The following is an 18,959-nucleotide window of genomic DNA, read 5'->3' as shown; positions in this document are numbered from 1 at the left end:
CACACTACAACCGGATGTATAGCCTTTACTAATTACCGAAAACCGACGAAAATTACTAAATTTTTGGATTGAAGTAAATAAAAATTATCATTCATCCAGATGCTTTTACGGCACATAAATGTTATAATTGATTTGTCATTATCCATCTTTAGAGTTAGTCAGCTTAATCCAGTGCATTGCGTAGCACTGGAGCGGAGGAACCCAATTGTGGGGCGTATCTCCTAGAAAGTGGCAAGTTAAGAGTCAAAATTGAGTAGTTAGGAAATATTTGACTCACCACTCTCAAGAGAGGGGCATCTCTCAGCCCTAGCCCGTCAGCTAACTTCGTAAGCATTGAGGGGAGACTGAAGAGACGGTATTTTTTTAATATTCCGATCTCATCAGTGTCCAACGCCCGTACTGTTCGGTTTTTTTTGTACCCGCGCTTTGATCTGTTGAGGTTGTAAATGGTATTTCAACTTAATTTAGCTGCAATCGTGGCGGTTGCTGGACAATTTGCATGGAAAAAGGCAAAACCTGTGATTTTTCGGGATGTCTTCTTATTTCCTGTCTTAGGATTTTTGGGAATAATTTTGTTGTGGTGGGTGGTAGCACTTGCCAATCACGATGTAATGCCCACTCCACCAGAAGCTCTAATTGCTAATCTGGACTACATTTTAAACCCGTTTTACGAACGAGGCCCGGGAGACTTGGGAATTGGTTGGTTATTAATAGCAAGTTTGCGGCGGGTATTAGTGGGGTTTCTGTTGGGTGCAGTAGTTGCTATTCCCCTGGGATTCTGCATTGGTATGTCTAGACAAGCAATGCTAGCTTTCAATCCGATCATTCAGATTTTTAAACCCGTATCGCCCCTAGCTTGGTTGCCGATATCTTTAGCCATTTTCAATTTAGCAGACCCTTCAGCTATTTTTGTCATCTTCATTACCTCCCTTTGGCCGACAATTATTAATACTGCTTTGGGAGTTTCTAGCGTTTCTCAAGATTATTTAGATGTGGCACGGGTGTTAGAAATGCCCAGTTGGCGGCGGATTACTAAAATTATTTGGCCAGCGAGTTTGCCATATATTTTTACAGGTTTGCGAATTAGTTTAGGAATTGCTTGGTTGGTAATTGTCGCCGTAGAAATGCTCACCGGCGGTGTTGGAATCGGCTTTTTTGTCTGGGATGAATGGAGCCGTTTAAATCTTAGTTCAGTCTTTCTCGCTGTGTTGGTAATTGGCGTAACTGGGTTAATTCTGGATTTTGCTGTGGGGAAAATTGAAGAGTTAGTCACCCACCGTCCGAAAACTTCTAAATAACAAAATTTGTCTGATGCCAAGATGATTCTTCCAACCCACGCCAGCTCGTACAACTCTCTCGGCAGTCCGCACAACTTTGGTCACATGAGTAAGCGGCTACCTTAGGAAAATACGCTCTTCAACTGACTCTCCTTTAAAAGCAGGGGGCTAAATTGTTTCATTACCTCATTGAAAAGGGGAAATATTTGATTCCATTAGCTCCTTTAAAAGGGGGTCAACCCGTGGGGTATCTTATCTGAACCGTATTGGGCGCGAGCCTATTTATAAATAATTGATAGCTATAACCATGAGTGAAAATAATTGGACTCGACGGGACTTTATTCAGGCAATAGGAGCAACAACAGCGGGAATATCCCTATCCTCTTGTGGAATATCAGGAGATAAATCTGTTAAAGGACTAACTGAACAAGCCTTAGCTGTGGAACCAGTAGTCAGACCCCAAGACTTAGAAAAACCCAACATTAGCGTTGGTTATGTGCCTGTTAATGATTGTGCGCCATTTGCGATCGCCTGGAAAAAAGGTTTTTTCCGCAAATACGGTTTAAACGTCCAACTCAATCGGGAAGCCAGTTGGGCTACCTCCCGCGACGGGCTGATTTTTGGTCGTCTGGATGCTGCACCTGTAGTATCCGGTGCCGTCACCAATGCCAGAGTTGGTGCTGAAGGCGCACGCCGTGCCCCCCTTTGTGCAGCTATGGTAATTCACCGCCACGGTAACGCCATGACGATGAACAAAGATATGTGGAATTTTGGGATACGCCCCTGGTACGAATACCAACAAAAGTATGGTGATGGAGCGCTGGAAGCCTTTGGGCGCGATTTCCGGAACTACTTTGACAAGCAGCCCCCAGAAAGAAAAATCTGGGCAGTAGTGCTGAGTTCTGCCATTTACGAATACTTTGTCCGCTACGTAGCCGCCGCCGCTGGTGTCGATCCCCTGAAGGAATTTCGGGTGATTATCGTTTCCCCACCGCAAATGCTCACCAACATGAGAATCGACGCGATGCAGGCTTACATGGTGGCGGAACCTTGGAACACCAGAGCAATTACAGGTAATGAAGGTATTGGTTTCACCTTTGCCCAAGGAAAAGAAGTCTGGGCAGGACACCCAGATCGACTGCTAGCGGTGATGGAATCTTTCATCGACAACTATCCCAAAACCTATCGTTCCCTAGTCAAGGCGATGATTGAAGCTTGCCAGTATTGCAGCAAACCGGAAAACCGCCAAGAAGTAGCCGAACTGATTACAGGCCGCTCCTTTACCGGTGCAAAACCCAAAAATCCAGGCGACCCCATCACCAAGTTTACCGCTCCCGGAATTCTTGGTAATTACAACTATGGTGGGTTTGATGGCAAAGACCGCACTATCAAAGCTGCTGACACGACAATTTTCTTTGATATACCTAGCAACGTCGCCCAAGAGCCAGGAGAACACTCAACATTTTTATGGAGATCCAGAAGTATCTGGCTGATGACTCAAGCAGCTCGCTGGGGACAGATCAAGACTGTTCCCAAAAATGCCAATGAAGTAGCTGAAAAAGGCTGGAGAACAGATTTATATCGGGAAATAGCCGCTGAAATGGGAATTGAGTGTCCCAAGAATGATTATAAAGTCGAACCTCCAGAAGTATTCATCGATAACAAAGGCTTTGACCCCAGTGATCCAGTGGGATATCTCAATAGTTTTACCATCAGGGCTAACGCGCCCACTCGCTTATTCATGTCTTAAGTATCAAGTGCCAATAGTGACTAATAACTAAATTTTTCCGGAGAATTTGATCATGAAATATACCTCATTTCCAGAAGATACTTATCAAGAAGTTATGACCCGTAATGGATTTTTAGAAATTGAAGATTTGATCAAGTCATATCCGACACCAGACAAAGATGATTTTGTCGTTCTCAATGGTGTGAATCTTACAATTAATGAAGATGAGTATATTTCTGTCATTGGTCACTCTGGCTGTGGCAAATCAACACTACTTAAGATTATTGGCGGTTTTGAAAAAGCTACTTCTGGCTCAGTAAGGCTAGATGGAAAAGAAATCCGCAAGCCAGGTGCAGAGAGGATGATGGTATTTCAGAATTATTCGCTGCTACCTTGGTTAACTGTGCGAGAAAATATCCGGTTAGCTGTAGATGAAGTGATAAAAAAGGCTAGTCGTGCCGAAAAAATTAGCCTTGTAAATGAACACTTGGCAATGGTAAACTTAACAGCGGCAGCCGATAAGTATCCCGATGAAATTTCTGGAGGTATGAAACAACGGGTGGGTATTGCTAGAGCCTTGGCAATTCGTCCAAAAATGTTATTGATGGATGAACCTTTCGGGGCACTGGATGCACTAACTCGCTCTAAATTGCAGCGGCAGGTATTGGATATCTGGGAAAATCATCGCCAAGCTGTGATGATGATTACTCACGATGTAGACGAAGCAATTTATATGTCTGACCGCATCGTTTTGATGACCAATGGGCCAGCTGCTAACATAGGAGAAATTTTAGAAGTTCCCTTTGAGCGTCCACGCGATCGTAGTGCCATGCGAAACACAAAAGAATATTTTGACCTTCGCAACCACGCCTTGAATTTTCTTGACCGATATTTTACTCAAGATGAGTAAAATGGATTATCATTTTTAAGTGGGTAGCCTAATTCAAATTTATCAAATCTAAATTTGAAGCGGAGGAACCAAAATATGGGGCTAATCTTAATGAGAGACACCTTCCAGTCTTAGCCCGTCAGCTAACTCCGTCGGCAATGGAAGGAACCCCCAAAATAGTGGCTGTAATATCAGTTTTTATTGGGGTTTCCTTAATCAATTTGAGATTTTAGATTACGGTTTATTTCGTTTAATCCAAAATCTATAATTGGTTGGCCTGCTTCTCGTTCGTTATTCATTTCATAGAGAGAAGTTAAAGCTGTGAAAATTAAGCCAATGTTAGCGCGCTTGCAAAGTGCCATAGGTCGAGATGACTTAATTGAACAAATGGTATTGCTGCCTGAGCCAAAAAAACCTTTTTCTAAAAGAACCTCGAAAGCAAAATCAGTCAACTTAATTGTTGCCTACGATGCTTCACCCAACAGTCACACAGCCCTAGATATCGCTTTTTGGATTGCTCATCAAACGCGTTTAGCTACCAACGCTCAGGTCACAGTTCAAGCCGTTTATGTAGTAGAAGAAAATCCTAGCAATCAGTATTTAGATATCTTCAGCTTTGACAAAAATCAATTGCCATTAGAGTGTCCGGTTAGCGATATCTCAAAGTCGGTCACACAGGTTCTAACTCAACCAAAACTAACGGCAATTGCCACGCATCTACAACGAGAATCTTTAACTCCCATCAAACAAGCTGATAGAATTCTCTGGCAAGCACGAACTCTAGCTGAAGAATGGCAGGGTGGTTTCCAGTCTCATTTGCGGTTTGGCTGTATTAGTACAGAACTTAAAAAAGTTGTTGAATCAGAAGCTGCCGATATCCTGTTTATGGGCTGTAAATCTGTTACTCATCCGATGATTGAGACATTAGGTGCTAATTTCCCCTGCGCTGTCTTGGGTATTCCCAATTGTATTGATGAATAAATTTCAGTCAACAGACCGTTGGTGCAAATATCTAATACACCACCCAATACTTTTCGGTTAGTGATGAAAAGCTAAAGCAGATTCTCCCCAACCCTCCTTGGATAGCAGGGCTGTTTCCTTTATTCAAAGGCTCATAATGTCAAGGGTTGATCTTAGCGGTTGCTTTTAATTTTCTGGGTTGAAATGGAGGTTTTTCCCGAATTTTATTCCCGAAATTTATCACTAATGATATTGACAAAGCCTCCCCGCTTGTCGAATGAAACAGCCCTGCCCTCGACAAGTGGATATCTCGATCATGGGTGCATTATCTACACAACTGCGGAAATTATTTAGTGATAGTAAAGAATTTAACTCTGATCTAACTTTTGGCAAACAAACAGTCTACCAAGAACGAGAAATCATACCTAATAATTTCTCGTTGATTTCTATAGAAGAGAAGTTTGCAGTTGAGTTCAATATAGACCTTACCCTCAATCGCCCTGAAAAGGGGAGCTAAAAAGTGAAGAATGACCTCCGGAGAAGGGAAATCACCGGAGGCTTTGAACAAAGACATTGGAATAGCTGACTAGTCTATATATAAATAAATCTTGTTTACAAATCTGTTCCCTCCATCTAAAGGATGGGTCAAATTAAGTTCGTAAATCATTCTGAAGATATAGGGCAGAATACTTTTCAACTTCCTAGAGATTGATTTGCTGTTTCTGAGTTAAACACATAGCAATTAGCTTTTCGTAATAAGCTGCTTCATTGATAAAAATAGGCCAAACTGTTGATTTTCCCTCATAAACAAGCGTTTTACCCTCAAAGGTGAGAAACATTGGCTCTCCTGGACTCAATGGTTCATAATCTCTGTCTTGCAGTTGTGGATGAATCATCCCCAAAATGGAACCATCCTCTTGTTTTGGGTAGTCTATGCTCGACAAGTGGTGATAGACTGACAGTGTTTCCCCCGTTGATAAAATTTTGCCTTCGTTGAACCGCTCAAGATAGTCTAGAACTTGATGCACCAGTTCTTCTGTTTGTTGAAACAAATCTGCTTTTAAAATGCCTTGGGCAATAGGGCCAACCTCTATTGCAAAACCCAATTCACACAAGGAATTAAGGAAGGGATTTTCTACAACTGATGAGAAAGAACAGCGATAAATTTTAACTAACGGGTTGACATGGCTCAAATAAGCAGCTAGTTTCAAGTTGAAGGGATGGCTGTTTACCAGAATAATTGTCAGCCCCATATTACTTGTAGTGCTGTGTAAATCTAAAATAAAATCTACCTGTTTATCTCGATTTGATAACAGCATATTTTGAATTGATTTAGCTCGCAATTCTTCGTAACTTCCTAGAGTTGGATCTTGCAGTTTTTGCTGGAGAAAACAACGGTTTAAATCTTGATCTATGTATCGTCTCCCGGCGGCAAAAGCTTTAGGGTTTGCTAGCAGGGTTACAGTCTCGAAACTAGGTCTGGTAATTAGCTTAGGAAACTGGGCAAACTTTTGAATTAGATAAGCTCCGGTGAACTCATTGCCATGAGTTCCGCCAACAATTGCCACTCGATTAATCTTGTTCATCATGGCACTAACTCTGGAATGCAACCATTGAGGAATCTGTTTTTAGAGTAACTTAACTTTCTCAGGGGATTTTCGCAAGCTAGTTTTTTTGTTATGCCGAAATTTTGCCGGAACAGCCAAAATTTTATTGAATAGGGCTATATACTGAACCATTTATACAGAAAGCAGGGCATCAGATAGATGTACCCCCTCTGAGATAACGTCTGGTGACAAAGCCGCTTTAGGGATACCCTAGAGCGGTTTTGTATTGCAAAAATAAAAAATCTGTGAATAAATTGTTGCTATATCTTGTTTAGCGACATCTCTAAAATGCGAGAACTTTACCCATTAATCGAACCCTACCGAGAAGGTAATTTACAGGTTTCTGACCTCCACACTATTCATTTTGAAGAATCAGGTAATCCCCAAGGACAGCCAATTGTTTTACTACATGGTGGACCTGGTGGTGGATGTCCACCCTTTTATCGGCAATATTTCCACCCAGAAAAATGGCGTTTGATAATGTTTGATCAACGCGGTTGTGGCCAAAGTAAACCCCATGCTGAATTGCGAGAAAATACCACTTGGGATTTAGTCGGTGATATCGAAAAATTGCGGGAATATTTAGGTATTGAAAAGTGGGTATTATTTGGTGGTAGTTGGGGGAGTACGCTGTCATTAGCCTACAGTCAAACCCATCCCTCTCGCTGCACAGGTTTAATTCTGCGTGGCATTTTTATGTTGAGACAAAAAGAATTGCGCTGGTTTTATCAAGAGGGTGCTAGCTATATTTTTCCTGATGCTTGGGAAGAATATCTTAAACCAATTCCTCTTGATGAACGGGAGGATATGATTTCAGCTTATTATAAACGCTTGACTAGTCCAGATTTGCAAATTCAACTAGAAGCAGCGCGTGCTTGGTCAATTTGGGAGGGGAGTACAAGTAAGCTTTTTGTAGATCCAGAACTCAAGCAAAAGTTTGGTGATGATAAATTTGCTGCGGCTTTTGCGCGGATAGAATGCCATTATTTTATGAATAAGGGATTTTTAGAATCAGAAAATCAATTACTTTTGAATGTATCCCGCATCCGTCACATTCCGGCTGTAATTGTTCAGGGACGCTATGATGTGGTTTGTCCGATGATATCGGCTTGGGAATTACACCAAGCTTGGCCGGAGGCTGAATTTATTGTTGTTCCTGATGCTGGACACTCGATGAGTGAACCAGGGATACGCAGCGCTTTGATTGATTATACAGATAAGTTTGCTCTTTTGTAAGTCGCCTATTTGGTTGCAGAGATAAATGGCGATCGCATTTCGCGATCGCTTTTTATTGGACATCTCCGAAAAAGAATGTAGAGTAGAGACGTTCCATGGAACGTCTCTACAAGGGTTCCAGATAACGCATATTTAATTCTCGGAGATGTCTATTATTCACAACCAGATCAGGACAATCTAATTAATTATTTACCGTTCTATTTTCTGTGGAAACTCAGGGACTAACAAAGATTTATCTAATTCACCTTGTTCATTATAAAATTTCATTTCACCTTGTTCATTACATAACCAAATTTCTATAGCTTTAGCTTCTAAATATAAATTCTTTTTAAATTCCATTTCGTCCCAAGTATTACCGCTAGACTTAACTTCTATACAAATTTCTGGTGCAATAGACGCTGATACTTCATCTTCAATTAGTGCAAATCTTTCTGCTGAACACCAGACAACATCAGCAACTTTAACCCCATCTGATGTGTTGATAGCACATTCTGGCATAACTTCTCCTGTATGCAAGAAAGATTCTAATAAACGTTGGATTCTTCCTTGATAAAAAGAATGTTTAATTTTTACGGGACTCATTACAATTTGACCCCATTTATTTAATTCGATTTTAAAGGGTAAATCTTGTAACTCTTTGTGTTCACAAACTTCTTCCCACCTCATAGTTAATATTTCCCTAGAGTGATTGATCTAATTGTAACTCATCCATCAATACTGAATCGCTCTCTCATTGACAGCCACAGACAAGCGATTGTGTAGCATACCAAAGGCAATCTCCTTATGCTTCAGGGATAGCGGATAGTAAACATCGTAAAGCACGATTCACTGCTTCTGAAGTTTGAAACACTCTAGCAACATCAGGATCAAGGGTGACAGTAATCCTGTTTTCTGGCGTTGGTGCGAAACGATTAGGACGAGCTTTGCTATAGTCGAAATTATATTCAGGTAATAAATCATCCGATTCAAATGAATTTTGTTCAACGTTGGGTGTTTTGTTCATAATTTTGTCGTTCTTTTTTAGTGGTTAAACGAGAACTAAAAATCCGAATTAAATTATTATCTCTTTCGGTGAAACAAACTAGAAGTAAACGGTTTTGAGCAGAATAACCAATAATAATTTCTCTTTGTTCACCAAAAGAATGAGTCGGATCATCAAATATTAAAGCTAACGCATCATCAAATACGGTTTTTGATTCAACAAAACTCACACCGTGTTTATCCAGATTGATTTGTGCTTTATTATCGTCCCATTCAAATTTTAACCTCATACAAGTTAGTTACTATGTATATCTTTATTATAGGCGATCGCATCCCACAACCCACACTAGGAGAGCGATCGCAATTTAGTTAAACAAGTATTATCAATCATCAAAAACAGCCAATTTTGTTAAAAATCAAGCAGATAAGCAAATTTCAGCCACTAAAGCTTGTTGTATAAACTACAATAGATACATAAAAGCGTTTGTAATCATACCAGATGACGAGCCAGCAATACTACATTTCCCGCAAACCTGCTGAGGAATTTCTGACAACCTTTGCTAAAGCCTTAAAAGAGCCAGAATCTCACCCGCTGCTATTTCATGTTTATGGTATTGGTGGTATCGGCAAAAGTACCCTGCTGGATACATTGGAAGAAACACATAGCCACCAAGCTCATATTGTCAAATTTGACTTCACTGGAAAGACACTGAGTAATGAAACCCCGCTGAAGGTCATGAATAAGCTATATGAGCAAATACCTCAACCTGGGATTTTAAAACAAGATTTATTTAAATCTGACCCCTTTATCAGGCTTTGTGAACAGTATCAGGGGACATTAGAAGAACTGACGACTACACCAATTGAGGGTAAGAAAACTGTTGAGAAAGACCAACGCGACCTTGTAAAAGATTTAGGTTCCGCAGCGGTGTATGGTTTAGGTGCATTTTTTCTAGCTCCAGTTGAACCTGTGAGTGCAATTAGTTTGGGAGTATCGGCTATTGCTGAAACAACAAAAGGAACGGTATCAGGAGTTGGAGCAATTAAAGATAATCTGCTGTTAAAACATCCAGCCACAAAGCAGAATAAAAAATTGCAAGAACTGATGCTGGAACCCATACCAGAATTGACTAAGGCATTTGTAGAGGGATTAATTCAAAATCAAAATGCTCGATTAGTACGACTACCAAATTCACCAAAAAAGCCGATTATTTTGGTGCTAGATCATTATGAGAAAGCAGCTTCTGATTTAAATTCATGGCTAGTTGAATATCTGCTCAAACAAAGTGGATTGCAATCCCAACCGATTCGGATTGTGGTAGCTGGTAGATATTCTTTAAGAAAGCAAGCATCCAGAGAGCGGGATTTAATCTTTGAGCGGCAGTTAGAGAAATTTGATAACAAGCAAACAGAAGAATATTTAAAAAAGATTAGTATTACTGATACTAAACAAATTCGCCAAATATATCAAGCTACCGATGGTTTTCCTTTTCATCTAGATTTGATTAGACAGCAGAAGGAAGAAGGTAGAGATATTAACTGTTCGCGGGATAATAAAGAACTTGTTGACAGATTACTAGAAGGTTTAACTTCTAACCAAAAACAGGTGATGCATCTAGCAGCTTATTGTCGCTGGTTTGATGAGGCATTAATTCAGAAATTAGTGACAGCTAACGGCATTGATAAAGATGAAAAAATCAACTGGTTTGAATGGTTAATTGAGAGAGAATTAGTTGTAGAAGAAAACCAATTCCGTCTGCACGATGTGGTAAGAGATATTTTGCGGCGCTCTCATTTTAAAGCTAATCAAGAAAAATTTCGTGATAATCATGGCTTGATAGCTAAGTACTTTGAGAAACTGGCAGATGGAGAAGTACACCCAGGGAATCCAGAACCAGAAAAGTACGAGAATTCCCAATGGCGTCAATATACGGCTGAATCTCTTTATCATGCCTTATTTGAACGTACTAAAGCTCAACGGCTGTTACTCACTCATTTATTTGCTGGTGTCTACCTCAAGAAAATGGATGTGGTAGTAGTTGCCTATGTTGCTGTTGCTGCTGAAGGAGAATTTGAGAATAACGAACTCTTACCCCCTGATACACGAAAATTTCTCGAAGATATAAAACTAGCATTGAAGTTTGGCAGGCTATTAAGTCGAGATCCAAATAATTATGAAATTAAAAATGATAGTTCTCTAAAGTCACAAATAGAGGCATCTGTCAAAACTTGTCTTAGTCAAGTTGATTTCTTAGAGGGGTTGGGTAAATATGCAGGAATTTTGTACAAAACTCTACGCAGTCGCTCAAGTCAGCAAGTAGATTTGCTGCAACAGGCAAAAGCAAAAGCTGAACAAATTGCAACTGATAGTTATCCTGAATTCAGCAGCAATCTATTTTTTAATGTGGGTTATAGGCTGGGGATATTAGAGCAAAATGAAGAGGCACTCAATAGTTTTGACAAAGCCTTAGCTATTAAAGATGACTTCGCCGAAGCTTGGGATAACCGGGGTGTGTCGCTGCTAAACTTAGAGCGAAATGAAGAGGCACTCAATAGTTTTGACAAAGCCTTGGCTATTAAAGATGACTTTGCCGAAGCTTGGAATCATCGAAGTGGGGCGTTACTAAAATTAGAGCGTTCTGAAGAAGCACTAGCTAGCTGTGACAAAGTCTTGGCTATTAAAGATGACTTCGCCGAAGCTTGGAATAAGAGAGGTATAGCGCTAGAGAAATTAGAGCAAAATGAAGAAGCGCTAGTTAGCTATGACCAAGCCTTAGCTATTAAAAACGACTTTGCCGATGTTTGGGGTAATCGGGGCGATACGCTGAATACATTACATCGTTATGAAGAGGCGATAATTAGCTTTGATAAAGGCTTAAAGATTCAACCAGATAAACCTAATATTTTGAACAGTAAAGGTTTAACACTGAGTTTATTATGCCGTTATGATGAAGCACTGGCAAACCTCGAAAAAGCTTTAAAAATCCAACCAAAAAAGCCTGTCTTATGGGCTAACAAGGGTATTATATTAGCTCGCGCGGGGTGCTATCAAGAAGCTCTAGATAATTGCGAAAAAGCTCTAGTACTAGAAATGCAAGATGAAGGTGGTTATTATGGCAAAGCTTGCTGTTATGTCTTGCAAGGTGATGTTGATTTAGCCCTTAAAAATCTGCAACAGGCAATTAATATCAATCCTCGTCGATGTCGGAGGGAAGCGAAAACTAACCCTGATTTTGATAGCATTCGCAATGATTCACGGTTTCAAGCATTGCTGCAAGGGTGAATAGCTGTAGGGTGTGTTACTGCGTTAGCGTAACACAGCATGAACTATTTCCGGTTTTCGGTGCGTTACGGAAGTCGTAACACAACGGCAATAAAGCGGGAGGAACATCCACACCGCTTTTTGCCTCCCTACAGTATCTACCTCAATCAATGAAAATTGCTGTAATATCTTGTCAGGACTAAACTTTAGTAGTCTTCTTCAGGTGCTTGTATTTTCGGGATAAACCGACACCATAAATAGTCCCTATCAACGTGCCTAAAATGCTTACAGGTTCGGGAACGTCTGCAACATTACCAAGAGTAATATTACCAGAACCAGTAATACTAGAAGTAAAAGTACCGAAATCGTTGTTTGTAAATCCAGTATTTACGAAAAAGTATTGTGTCCCCGCTGTTAGAGACACGTTATTGAAACCGGATTGACCTGTTGTATTTGAGAAATCATCATTCCCAATCAGAAGATTAGCAAGTGGGGTAGTTGGGTTAAAACTGTTTTGGTATAGGTACGTATAGTTATCCCAGCTATCAGGAGAAATAGATTTACTAAAGAAGTTGTATAACCCACTGGTATCGACAAAAAACTGTTGGGAGGTATATTGAGTAGCAGTTGCAAATCCGCTAAGACTCGTAGGAGGGTTATTCCCATTGGGATTGGGACGATTCCAAGTTTGGCCCGTCGCCGTATCGCTCTCGAAGTTAATTGTAACAGCCATTGATGGTATGGCAGATCCCAGAGAAATAAATGCAGTTCCTGCAACAGCCATCGATACTTTTTTGATCACAGTTGAAATAGACATCAAATTCCTCAGTTTAAACAGTTTAGTATTGACCGTAGCGAAAGGAAATCAATAAGCACAGCAAAATAGAGTATTTTATAGATAAATACTCTGTCATTCATGAATGACTAGAAAATGAACATTCACTTATATTTCCAAACAAATATTTGCCAAACATCTGGCTTGTAAACCTAGCTCAAGATGTTTCGCTTAATTATTATTTTGGTAGGTGATATTTGTTTTATATCATGTCAAATGATGGCGAATATAGCCTCTATTCCGCAGTCTCAACTGTCACATACTTACAGAAATCAGTTATAGATGTTACTTGCATACCAAATCAACTCGGTTGAGAAAATTAACGTATGATCATTAATTTTCAGCTAATTTGGCAGATAAAGTTACACTTAGGGAATACCAAAAAATAAATTATCCAGTAATCATAGACTTGTAGGGACACAGCAATGCTGTGTCCCTACCGATTGGATATTTTTTTTATTGGAAGTCCCTTAAATCTATATCTAACGCTGATTAAATAATTTTTTATTGTGAAAGAGTCGAGTATTTGCACATAGAAAATAAAGTATCTAAATTTACTTTTACTTCCTCAAGCTCTGTGGTATTTTTAAATAATGCTGTAAATGCACCAGCGCCTAACCTATCTTGAGGAAATATTCGATAACAAGGCATGGTGGTTAAATGAGATTGATATTTTGATAAATGACTAACTTCCACCGGCTCAAATTGGGGGAAGCGTTCTAAAAACCATTCACAAACCTGCTCGTTTTCTTCTGGTGAGTAGGTGCAAGTCATATAAGCTAAATAGCCTTGAGGGGCAACTATTTGCGCTGAGTTGGCGATAATACGTTTTTGGCGATTGGCACTTTTATTAATCGCCGTGTGGTGAAAACATCCAGGGGCTTTTTCTCCTTTAGCAAGTAAAGATTGTCCAGTACAAGGAGCATCTACTATGACTAAGTTACTAGATGCTGGAAACATTTCTGCAAAGATACTAGAATCTCGATTTACTACGCCGCTAGGTTTAATTTGGCAACGCTTCAAGTTAGAAATTAGCATTCCTAGGCGTTTACCAATTACTTCATTGCTGATGAGTAAGTCAGGTTTTAATGCTTTCCAAGCAAAAACACTTTTTCCTCCTGGTGCGGCACACATATCAAAAACTAAAGATACTGGCTGCGGAATTGTTAATAAAATACCTGCGGCAAATACCGAAGAAAAATCTAAACAATAAAAATATCCCTGTTGATGTAGGGGATGTTGACCTGGTTTTTCTCCCAGGTATAAACGGTCTACAAATTCCGGTTGCCAAGTAGTTGGTATTTCTACAGTAAAGGGCGAAACTTCTGGTTTTTCTTGACACCAAAGTATGCAAGGTGAGAAAGGCTGAGGATTCATTAAAGCATCAGTAAAGCTTGCTTGTTCATCTGGATTGGTAAACAAACGCCGGGAGACTTTAAGTAATAAATTTGATGGTTTTTCCATATAATTTTTTCAAGAATTATGTTGGTTTAGAACACTAATGAAACTGTTACAGCAGAACAATGCAATCAATAGTTTTGGCATCATACTGAAAATATAATGACCGTCGTTCAGATTGCGTTCGATTCGCGGCTTCTAGTTTTTGACTGGAAGCTAACTGTGTTTGGACGCTAGCCAAACTACCTATTGCACCGGAGAAGGTCATGATATTAGATAATTTTCAGCGAAAATTGCGCCAAGAAGCGCAACTCTGGCGGGATGAAGGACTTATTAGTTCTTCACAGCACCAACAACTAGCAGACCGTTATCAATTTAATAAACTGGAAGCTGCTACCCGCGAACGTTTTGTCTTTATTGTGATTGGTATTGGCGGCATACTTTTGGGGTTAGGTGTAATTACTTTTGTAGCAGCAAATTGGCAGACATGGACGCGAGAAGTCAAGTTTATCTTGTTAATGAGTTTGTTTCTGTCTACTGCGATCACTGGTTTTTACACTTGGAGAGAACCTACTCTAGCTAAGGCGGAAGCAAAGAAGTCACAAGAAGGCAAACGGATATTGGGAGAGGCGTTGCTAATTCTCAGCGCTTTTATTTTAGGGGCAAATTTACTGCTGATGTCCCAGATTTTCAATGTTAGCGGTTCAACTTCTGAGCTTTTTTTGGCTTGGGGGTTGGGTGTGTTAGTGATGGCTTATGGGTTGTCTATAAATTCTTTGGGAGTTCTGGCAATTGTCTTGGTGCAAATCGGCTATTGGATTGGACTGAGAGATTTGTGGAACGGGTCTAGTGAATTAACCTGGGCGCGGTTTGTGGTGCAACATATGCCGCTGCTGTCGTGGTTGTTGTTTGTGCCTTTAGCTTATTTTTGCCGATCGCGCTGGATTTTTGGCATGGGGGCGATCGCGTTTGCTACTTCTTTGCAATTAAACCTGACTCCACTACCACTGCTAACTTCTGGTGATCTAGCGCCTTGGGTGGCGCCTTTCGCCTTCGCCCTGCCATCTGCATTATTCTGGAGTTATGACGATTTGCTTTTCCCGACGATTAATTACAGGTTATTTCAACCCTTAGCCCGTAGTTTAGCGTTGGTGTGTTTTGGCATCTTCTTTTATCTCCTGTCTTTCCGTTGGCAGTGGCTACCGCTAGATTATGGTTATGATTCGCCAACGAATTTCTCAAATGCATTGCGATCCGCGCCGATAATTGATTTAGGGATTCTCAGCGGTTTGGCGGTGTTGCAATGGTTGTATCTGCTGCGTCAGAGAAACAACCCGCCTCGTCGGGAAGTAGTTTTCACCCTCGCTGTAATTACTACTTTTCTGGCCTTTCTAACTGTAGTACCTTTTTGGCATCAAGCTATTAGTCGCATTGCTGATTTGGGGATTTTTATTTTCAATGTTCTTTTAGGACTATTAGCTTGGGGACTGATTCAAGAAGGCTTGAAGTTACGCGACAGACGTTCTTTTTGGGGCGGGATGCTGTTGTTCACGCTGCAAATTATCAGTCGGGTGTTGGAGTACAATACCGATTTACTATTTAAGTCCTTGGTCTTCATCTTGTGCGGTTCTGCCCTAATTTCCTCCGGGCTTTGGTTTGAACGCCGTTTATCTGCTGCATCTAGTTCTGCTAATAAGAATATAGCTAAGTAGCAACTTGCAACCATATATGATCCTGAATCTCTGCGTATATCTGCGTTTCTATTACCCAATTCCTCCTCCTGTTTCGGACTACCTCCATGAAAAGTAATTCTCCTGAACCGAATAAATCCTTATCTCCAGAAAAGGAATTTTCCGAAAAATTGACTTTTCGGGATTACCTGATAGCGACTGAACAGAAAGCAAATAAGCCTTTACCTTTGTATCGACTAGTGGCGCCCTTATTGCTGCAAATAGGGCTTATTCTCGCCGTACCAGCCCAAGCGCTGTACACAGACTTAACGGGCAAGACAGTAATTTTGCAAACTGTGCCTGTAAACCCTGATAATGTGTTGCAGGGCTACTCTTTGAACCTTGACTATAATATATCTCGTACCTCAACTTTGAGAAGACTGCCGGGTTGGCGGGAGTGGGTACGGAAAAATTCTCAGAGGAATAGACAAGTGGCTGCTGGCAGCACCTTATACTTGATTTTGCAAGAGCAACAATCTTTTGGTCGTGGTATTCCTAGGGCTTGGAGACCGGTGCGCGTGAGTAGCGATCGCCCCTATTCGCTGCCAAACAATCAAGTAGCTTTAAAAGGTGCTTATGAAGATGGCGCCATCAACTACGGTTTAGAAAACTATTACATTCCCGACGACCAACGCCAGCAAATTAATAATGATGTGATGCAGGCACAGCGAACCAGAGACGGGAGGCTACCACCAATAGTGGTGAAAGTGAAGGTAGATCCTCAAGGTAAAGCTGTGCCAGTTAGTATGTGGGTGCGCGATCGCAATTATCGCTTTTAATGTTCTTGCCGTAAATTCCAGACAGCAGCGCAAGCCGCCCCAGCCCCAGCTAACAATCCGGTACTCATGCCTTGGATAGTTTTTTGCACTGGGTCTTGGGTCAGGCACTCGCTTGTGACTTGACTGGCTTGCAAGCACATAGTGCTTTCTGCCCAACTGGCGGTACCGCCTAAAATTACACCAGTGACGCTACAAGAAACAACAAGTAGTAATAAGCGCTTGGTTTTTCTATCCATAGGTGGATGCGTTAAATAGAGGAGGGGTAATTGGTTCTCAACTACTTTACACATCTGGGGGCTTTCTGTCAGCTGATATGCAATTTTAATTGGGTGGCTGAGAACATTTCCCTCGGAATGTAGAGACGTTGCATGCAATGTCTCTACAGTGTTTTTTGCGAAAATCTAATCAATTTTCAAGTTAAAAGGTAAACGGGCGTAAACGCCTTGGGGGTCGTTCATTTTTTGGAGAATTTCCATTTCCTGTAGTAGTTTCTGAAATTCAGCGGTGAGGGGGTTGGCTGGTTTGAGTTGGGACTTCTCAATCCCGAAAGTTGCCCGCGTTTCTTGAGCAGCCCGTCCGAAAAAGCGTTGTCCGAAGCTACTAGGGCGCGGATACTCTTGCAATTCCCAATCATTGCCCAACTTCGCTTGCTTGGTAGTGTAGGCGATCGCACTATTCAGACCGCCAATTTCATCCACCAAACCAATTTCTTTAGCCGCAATACCTGACCAAACCCTTCCTTGGGCAATTTCTGCTACCTTCTGTGTTGGCAATTTCCGACCTTGAGAAACTTTATTCAAAAACATATAGTAAATACGGTTGACACTGCGCTGATAAATTGCCAACTCTTGGGGTGATTTGGGACGGGAAACCGTTTGTGTATCGGCATAGCGCCCGGTTTTGACTGTATCCCAAGTGATGCCATTGTCATTCGCCAGCTTTTGACCATTAAACAGCAAGCCAAACACGCCTATAGAACCTGTAATGGTATTGGGTTCGGCAAAAATTCGGTTGGAGTCGCTAGCAATCCAATAACCACCAGAAGCGGCGACATCACCCATTGAGACGACAACTGGTTTTACCTGACGAGTTAATTTTACTTCTCGCTGCATAACTTCAGCTGCGGTAGCGCTACCACCGGGACTGTTAATTCGCAACACAACTGCTTTGACATCATTATCTTGCCGCAGTTTGTTGAAGATTTTGGCAAAGCGATCGCCACCGATTTCGCCGTCATCACCTTTACCATCGACCATCTCACCTTCAGCATAAACAACGGCAACTTTATTTTGTGATTTCTTTTCTCCACTCTTATCGGGAACTTGGGCGTAGTTACTCAGGTCTATTTGCCGGAATGTTTTGTCTTTCTGCTCGCTAGCTGTTAACTTTTTGAGGTCAGCGACTACTTGATCGATGTATTGTACTTGATCAACCAAACCTCTGGTTTTAGCTTCCTTGGCTTCTAATAATGACTGATTATCTGCGATCGCCTGCAACTGTTCTGGTTTAAGTTTCCGACTAACTCCCACAGCCGTGCGCCAATCTCCCCACACATCATCTAACAATCTCTGAGTTTGTTGGCGGTTTTCTGGACTCAGTTGATCGAGAATAAACGGTTCTACTGCTCCCTTAAATTTCCCTACCCGCACAACCTGAACACCAATGCCATATTTGTCCAATGCTCCCACCAAAAACATCGGTTGTGAACTCAATCCGTTGACTTCCATCACTCCCACAGGATTAAGGACGATGCTATTAGCCACCGAACCCAGGTAATATTCCCGTTCACTCCAGTCCTGTCCATAAGCGACAATCTTTTTGCCAGATGCACGGAATTTTTCTAGGGCTTGGCGGATTTCTTTGAGGGAAGCATAGCCGATGTTACTAGCTTGTTCTGCATGGGTTCCATCCAGGTAAATACCCACAATTCGCGGATCTCCACTGGCTTTCTCCAAGGTTTCCACAACTTTGCGGAGTGTGATTCTATCTTCATCTACACCTGATAGTGCTCTCTGAAGTAGTTTAGTAGAATTGGGTGTACTATCGGTGATTTTCATCGACAAGTCAAAAACCAGTACTGACTTATCTTTAACTTCTGGCCCGGTATCTTTGGAGGACACAGCAGCTAGCAGGAGTATAAATAATCCAGTAGTACCGATACCGGCAAAAATAGTTAGTCCGAGTAAGCTGCCAACTAAGCTAGCAAAAGTTTGTTTAAGAAAATTATTCATTAGTTATTAGTCATTGGTCATTAGTCATTGGTCATTAGTCATTGA

Annotated in this window: 17 protein-coding genes and 2 riboswitches; of the genes, 9 read left to right on the top strand and 8 right to left on the bottom strand. The window is 41.1% G+C overall.

All coding sequences use genetic code 11. The features are described 5' to 3' along the window. Positions 1 to 150: 150 nt before the first annotated feature. Positions 151 to 348, top strand: a riboswitch (cyclic di-AMP (ydaO/yuaA leader). 98 nt (positions 349 to 446) lie between these two features. The 5 genes from ntrB (at position 447) to CYLST_RS10585 (ending at position 5,372) form a co-directional block, all read left to right on the top strand. Continuing rightward, complete coding sequence (gene ntrB / locus CYLST_RS10605) at positions 447 to 1,298, top strand: nitrate ABC transporter permease (protein ID WP_015207720.1); 852 nt, start codon at positions 447 to 449, stop codon at positions 1,296 to 1,298. Between the two features lie 286 nt (positions 1,299 to 1,584). Continuing rightward, a complete protein-coding gene (locus CYLST_RS10600; RefSeq protein ID WP_015207719.1) occupies positions 1,585 to 3,027 on the top strand; it encodes an ABC transporter substrate-binding protein in 1,443 nt (480 codons plus the stop codon). A 52-nt stretch (positions 3,028 to 3,079) separates the two neighbouring features. Then, positions 3,080 to 3,916 carry an ABC transporter ATP-binding protein gene (locus CYLST_RS10595; RefSeq protein ID WP_015207718.1) on the top strand — a complete coding sequence of 279 codons (837 nt, stop codon included), beginning with the start codon at positions 3,080 to 3,082 and terminating at the stop codon, positions 3,914 to 3,916. A gap of 30 nt (positions 3,917 to 3,946) precedes the next feature. After that, positions 3,947 to 4,065: riboswitch (cyclic di-AMP (ydaO/yuaA leader) on the top strand. Positions 4,066 to 4,231: 166 nt separating this feature from the next. Beyond that, entirely contained in the window at positions 4,232 to 4,876 is a 645-nt protein-coding gene (locus tag CYLST_RS10590) for a universal stress protein (protein WP_015207717.1), read from the top strand. Positions 4,877 to 5,171: 295 nt separating this feature from the next. Continuing rightward, positions 5,172 to 5,372 (top strand): hypothetical protein, encoded by a 201-nt coding sequence (locus CYLST_RS10585; RefSeq protein WP_041233055.1) that lies wholly within the window; start codon positions 5,172 to 5,174, stop codon positions 5,370 to 5,372. 184 nt (positions 5,373 to 5,556) lie between these two features. On the opposite strand, the gene CYLST_RS10580 is transcribed toward CYLST_RS10585, so the two are convergent. Further along, positions 5,557 to 6,441: an aspartoacylase gene (locus tag CYLST_RS10580; protein WP_041233054.1), complete on the bottom strand. Its 885-nt coding sequence runs from the start codon at positions 6,439 to 6,441 to the stop codon at positions 5,557 to 5,559. Between the two features lie 309 nt (positions 6,442 to 6,750). Here CYLST_RS10580 and pip point away from each other — a divergent pair, with 309 nt between their 5' ends. Then, complete coding sequence (gene pip / locus CYLST_RS10575; protein WP_015207714.1) at positions 6,751 to 7,698, top strand: prolyl aminopeptidase; 948 nt, start codon at positions 6,751 to 6,753, stop codon at positions 7,696 to 7,698. 189 nt (positions 7,699 to 7,887) lie between these two features. On the opposite strand, the gene CYLST_RS10570 is transcribed toward pip, so the two are convergent. From CYLST_RS10570 to CYLST_RS10560, 3 genes are all read right to left on the bottom strand, one after another. After that, positions 7,888 to 8,364 (bottom strand): Uma2 family endonuclease, encoded by a 477-nt coding sequence (locus CYLST_RS10570; protein ID WP_015207713.1) that lies wholly within the window; start codon positions 8,362 to 8,364, stop codon positions 7,888 to 7,890. 115 nt (positions 8,365 to 8,479) lie between these two features. Next, complete coding sequence (locus CYLST_RS10565) at positions 8,480 to 8,701, bottom strand: hypothetical protein (protein ID WP_015207712.1); 222 nt, start codon at positions 8,699 to 8,701, stop codon at positions 8,480 to 8,482. After that, on the bottom strand, positions 8,679 to 8,969 hold the full coding sequence (locus CYLST_RS10560; RefSeq protein ID WP_015207711.1) for a BrnT family toxin: 291 nt from the start codon (positions 8,967 to 8,969) through the stop codon (positions 8,679 to 8,681). The genes CYLST_RS10565 and CYLST_RS10560 overlap by 23 nt, the downstream gene beginning before the upstream one ends. Before the next feature lie 209 nt (positions 8,970 to 9,178). Here CYLST_RS10560 and CYLST_RS32260 point away from each other — a divergent pair, with 209 nt between their 5' ends. Beyond that, the gene (locus CYLST_RS32260; protein WP_015207710.1) at positions 9,179 to 11,962 is read left to right on the top strand and encodes a TPR end-of-group domain-containing protein; all 2,784 of its coding nucleotides are present in this window, start codon (positions 9,179 to 9,181) and stop codon (positions 11,960 to 11,962) included. A gap of 178 nt (positions 11,963 to 12,140) precedes the next feature. On the opposite strand, the gene CYLST_RS10550 is transcribed toward CYLST_RS32260, so the two are convergent. Both CYLST_RS10550 and CYLST_RS10545 read right to left on the bottom strand, forming a co-directional pair. Next, a complete protein-coding gene (locus CYLST_RS10550) occupies positions 12,141 to 12,758 on the bottom strand; it encodes a PEP-CTERM sorting domain-containing protein (RefSeq protein ID WP_015207709.1) in 618 nt (205 codons plus the stop codon). 522 nt (positions 12,759 to 13,280) lie between these two features. Next, positions 13,281 to 14,240, bottom strand: coding sequence for an RsmB/NOP family class I SAM-dependent RNA methyltransferase (locus CYLST_RS10545; RefSeq protein ID WP_015207708.1), 960 nt, complete (start codon positions 14,238 to 14,240; stop codon positions 13,281 to 13,283). A gap of 200 nt (positions 14,241 to 14,440) precedes the next feature. Between CYLST_RS10545 and CYLST_RS10540 the strand changes: the two genes are divergently transcribed. Continuing rightward, on the top strand, positions 14,441 to 15,886 hold the full coding sequence (locus tag CYLST_RS10540; protein WP_015207707.1) for a DUF2157 domain-containing protein: 1,446 nt from the start codon (positions 14,441 to 14,443) through the stop codon (positions 15,884 to 15,886). An 86-nt stretch (positions 15,887 to 15,972) separates the two neighbouring features. Then, entirely contained in the window at positions 15,973 to 16,683 is a 711-nt protein-coding gene (locus tag CYLST_RS10535) for a GDYXXLXY domain-containing protein (RefSeq protein WP_015207706.1), read from the top strand. Here CYLST_RS10535 and CYLST_RS10530 read toward each other — a convergent pair. Together CYLST_RS10530 and sppA are read right to left on the bottom strand one after the other, a co-directional pair. Beyond that, positions 16,680 to 16,919, bottom strand: coding sequence for a hypothetical protein (locus tag CYLST_RS10530; protein WP_041233569.1), 240 nt, complete (start codon positions 16,917 to 16,919; stop codon positions 16,680 to 16,682). The genes CYLST_RS10535 and CYLST_RS10530 overlap by 4 nt on opposite strands. Before the next feature lie 165 nt (positions 16,920 to 17,084). Next, positions 17,085 to 18,914 (bottom strand): signal peptide peptidase SppA, encoded by a 1,830-nt coding sequence (gene sppA, locus CYLST_RS10525; protein WP_015207704.1) that lies wholly within the window; start codon positions 18,912 to 18,914, stop codon positions 17,085 to 17,087. Positions 18,915 to 18,959: the final 45 nt, after the last annotated feature.

The sequence above is a fragment of the Cylindrospermum stagnale PCC 7417 genome (assembly GCF_000317535.1).
GTDB lineage: Bacteria > Cyanobacteriota > Cyanobacteriia > Cyanobacteriales > Nostocaceae > Cylindrospermum > Cylindrospermum stagnale.
The sequence above is the reverse complement of the archived record's forward strand: the minus strand, read 5'-3'. Positions and strand labels throughout refer to the sequence as shown.

What these genes read in the sequence shown, in the direction of transcription:
- CYLST_RS10540 (WP_015207707.1), top strand. Translation starts at nt 14,441, where the DNA reads ATGATATTAGATAATTTTCAGCGAAAATTGCGCCAAGAAGCGCAACTC.
- CYLST_RS10535 (WP_015207706.1), top strand. Translation starts at nt 15,973, where the DNA reads ATGAAAAGTAATTCTCCTGAACCGAATAAATCCTTATCTCCAGAAAAG.
- CYLST_RS10600 (WP_015207719.1), top strand. Translation starts at nt 1,585, where the DNA reads ATGAGTGAAAATAATTGGACTCGACGGGACTTTATTCAGGCAATAGGA.
- CYLST_RS10590 (WP_015207717.1), top strand. Translation starts at nt 4,232, where the DNA reads ATGTTAGCGCGCTTGCAAAGTGCCATAGGTCGAGATGACTTAATTGAA.
- CYLST_RS10560 (WP_015207711.1), bottom strand. Translation starts at nt 8,969, where the DNA reads ATGAGGTTAAAATTTGAATGGGACGATAATAAAGCACAAATCAATCTG.
- CYLST_RS10530 (WP_041233569.1), bottom strand. Translation starts at nt 16,919, where the DNA reads ATGGATAGAAAAACCAAGCGCTTATTACTACTTGTTGTTTCTTGTAGC.
- CYLST_RS10550 (WP_015207709.1), bottom strand. Translation starts at nt 12,758, where the DNA reads ATGTCTATTTCAACTGTGATCAAAAAAGTATCGATGGCTGTTGCAGGA.
- CYLST_RS10565 (WP_015207712.1), bottom strand. Translation starts at nt 8,701, where the DNA reads ATGAACAAAACACCCAACGTTGAACAAAATTCATTTGAATCGGATGAT.
- CYLST_RS10545 (WP_015207708.1), bottom strand. Translation starts at nt 14,240, where the DNA reads ATGGAAAAACCATCAAATTTATTACTTAAAGTCTCCCGGCGTTTGTTT.
- CYLST_RS10580 (WP_041233054.1), bottom strand. Translation starts at nt 6,441, where the DNA reads ATGAACAAGATTAATCGAGTGGCAATTGTTGGCGGAACTCATGGCAAT.
- CYLST_RS10585 (WP_041233055.1), top strand. Translation starts at nt 5,172, where the DNA reads ATGGGTGCATTATCTACACAACTGCGGAAATTATTTAGTGATAGTAAA.
- pip (WP_015207714.1), top strand. Translation starts at nt 6,751, where the DNA reads ATGCGAGAACTTTACCCATTAATCGAACCCTACCGAGAAGGTAATTTA.
- CYLST_RS10595 (WP_015207718.1), top strand. Translation starts at nt 3,080, where the DNA reads ATGAAATATACCTCATTTCCAGAAGATACTTATCAAGAAGTTATGACC.
- ntrB (WP_015207720.1), top strand. Translation starts at nt 447, where the DNA reads ATGGTATTTCAACTTAATTTAGCTGCAATCGTGGCGGTTGCTGGACAA.
- CYLST_RS10570 (WP_015207713.1), bottom strand. Translation starts at nt 8,364, where the DNA reads ATGAGGTGGGAAGAAGTTTGTGAACACAAAGAGTTACAAGATTTACCC.
- sppA (WP_015207704.1), bottom strand. Translation starts at nt 18,914, where the DNA reads ATGAATAATTTTCTTAAACAAACTTTTGCTAGCTTAGTTGGCAGCTTA.
- CYLST_RS32260 (WP_015207710.1), top strand. Translation starts at nt 9,179, where the DNA reads ATGACGAGCCAGCAATACTACATTTCCCGCAAACCTGCTGAGGAATTT.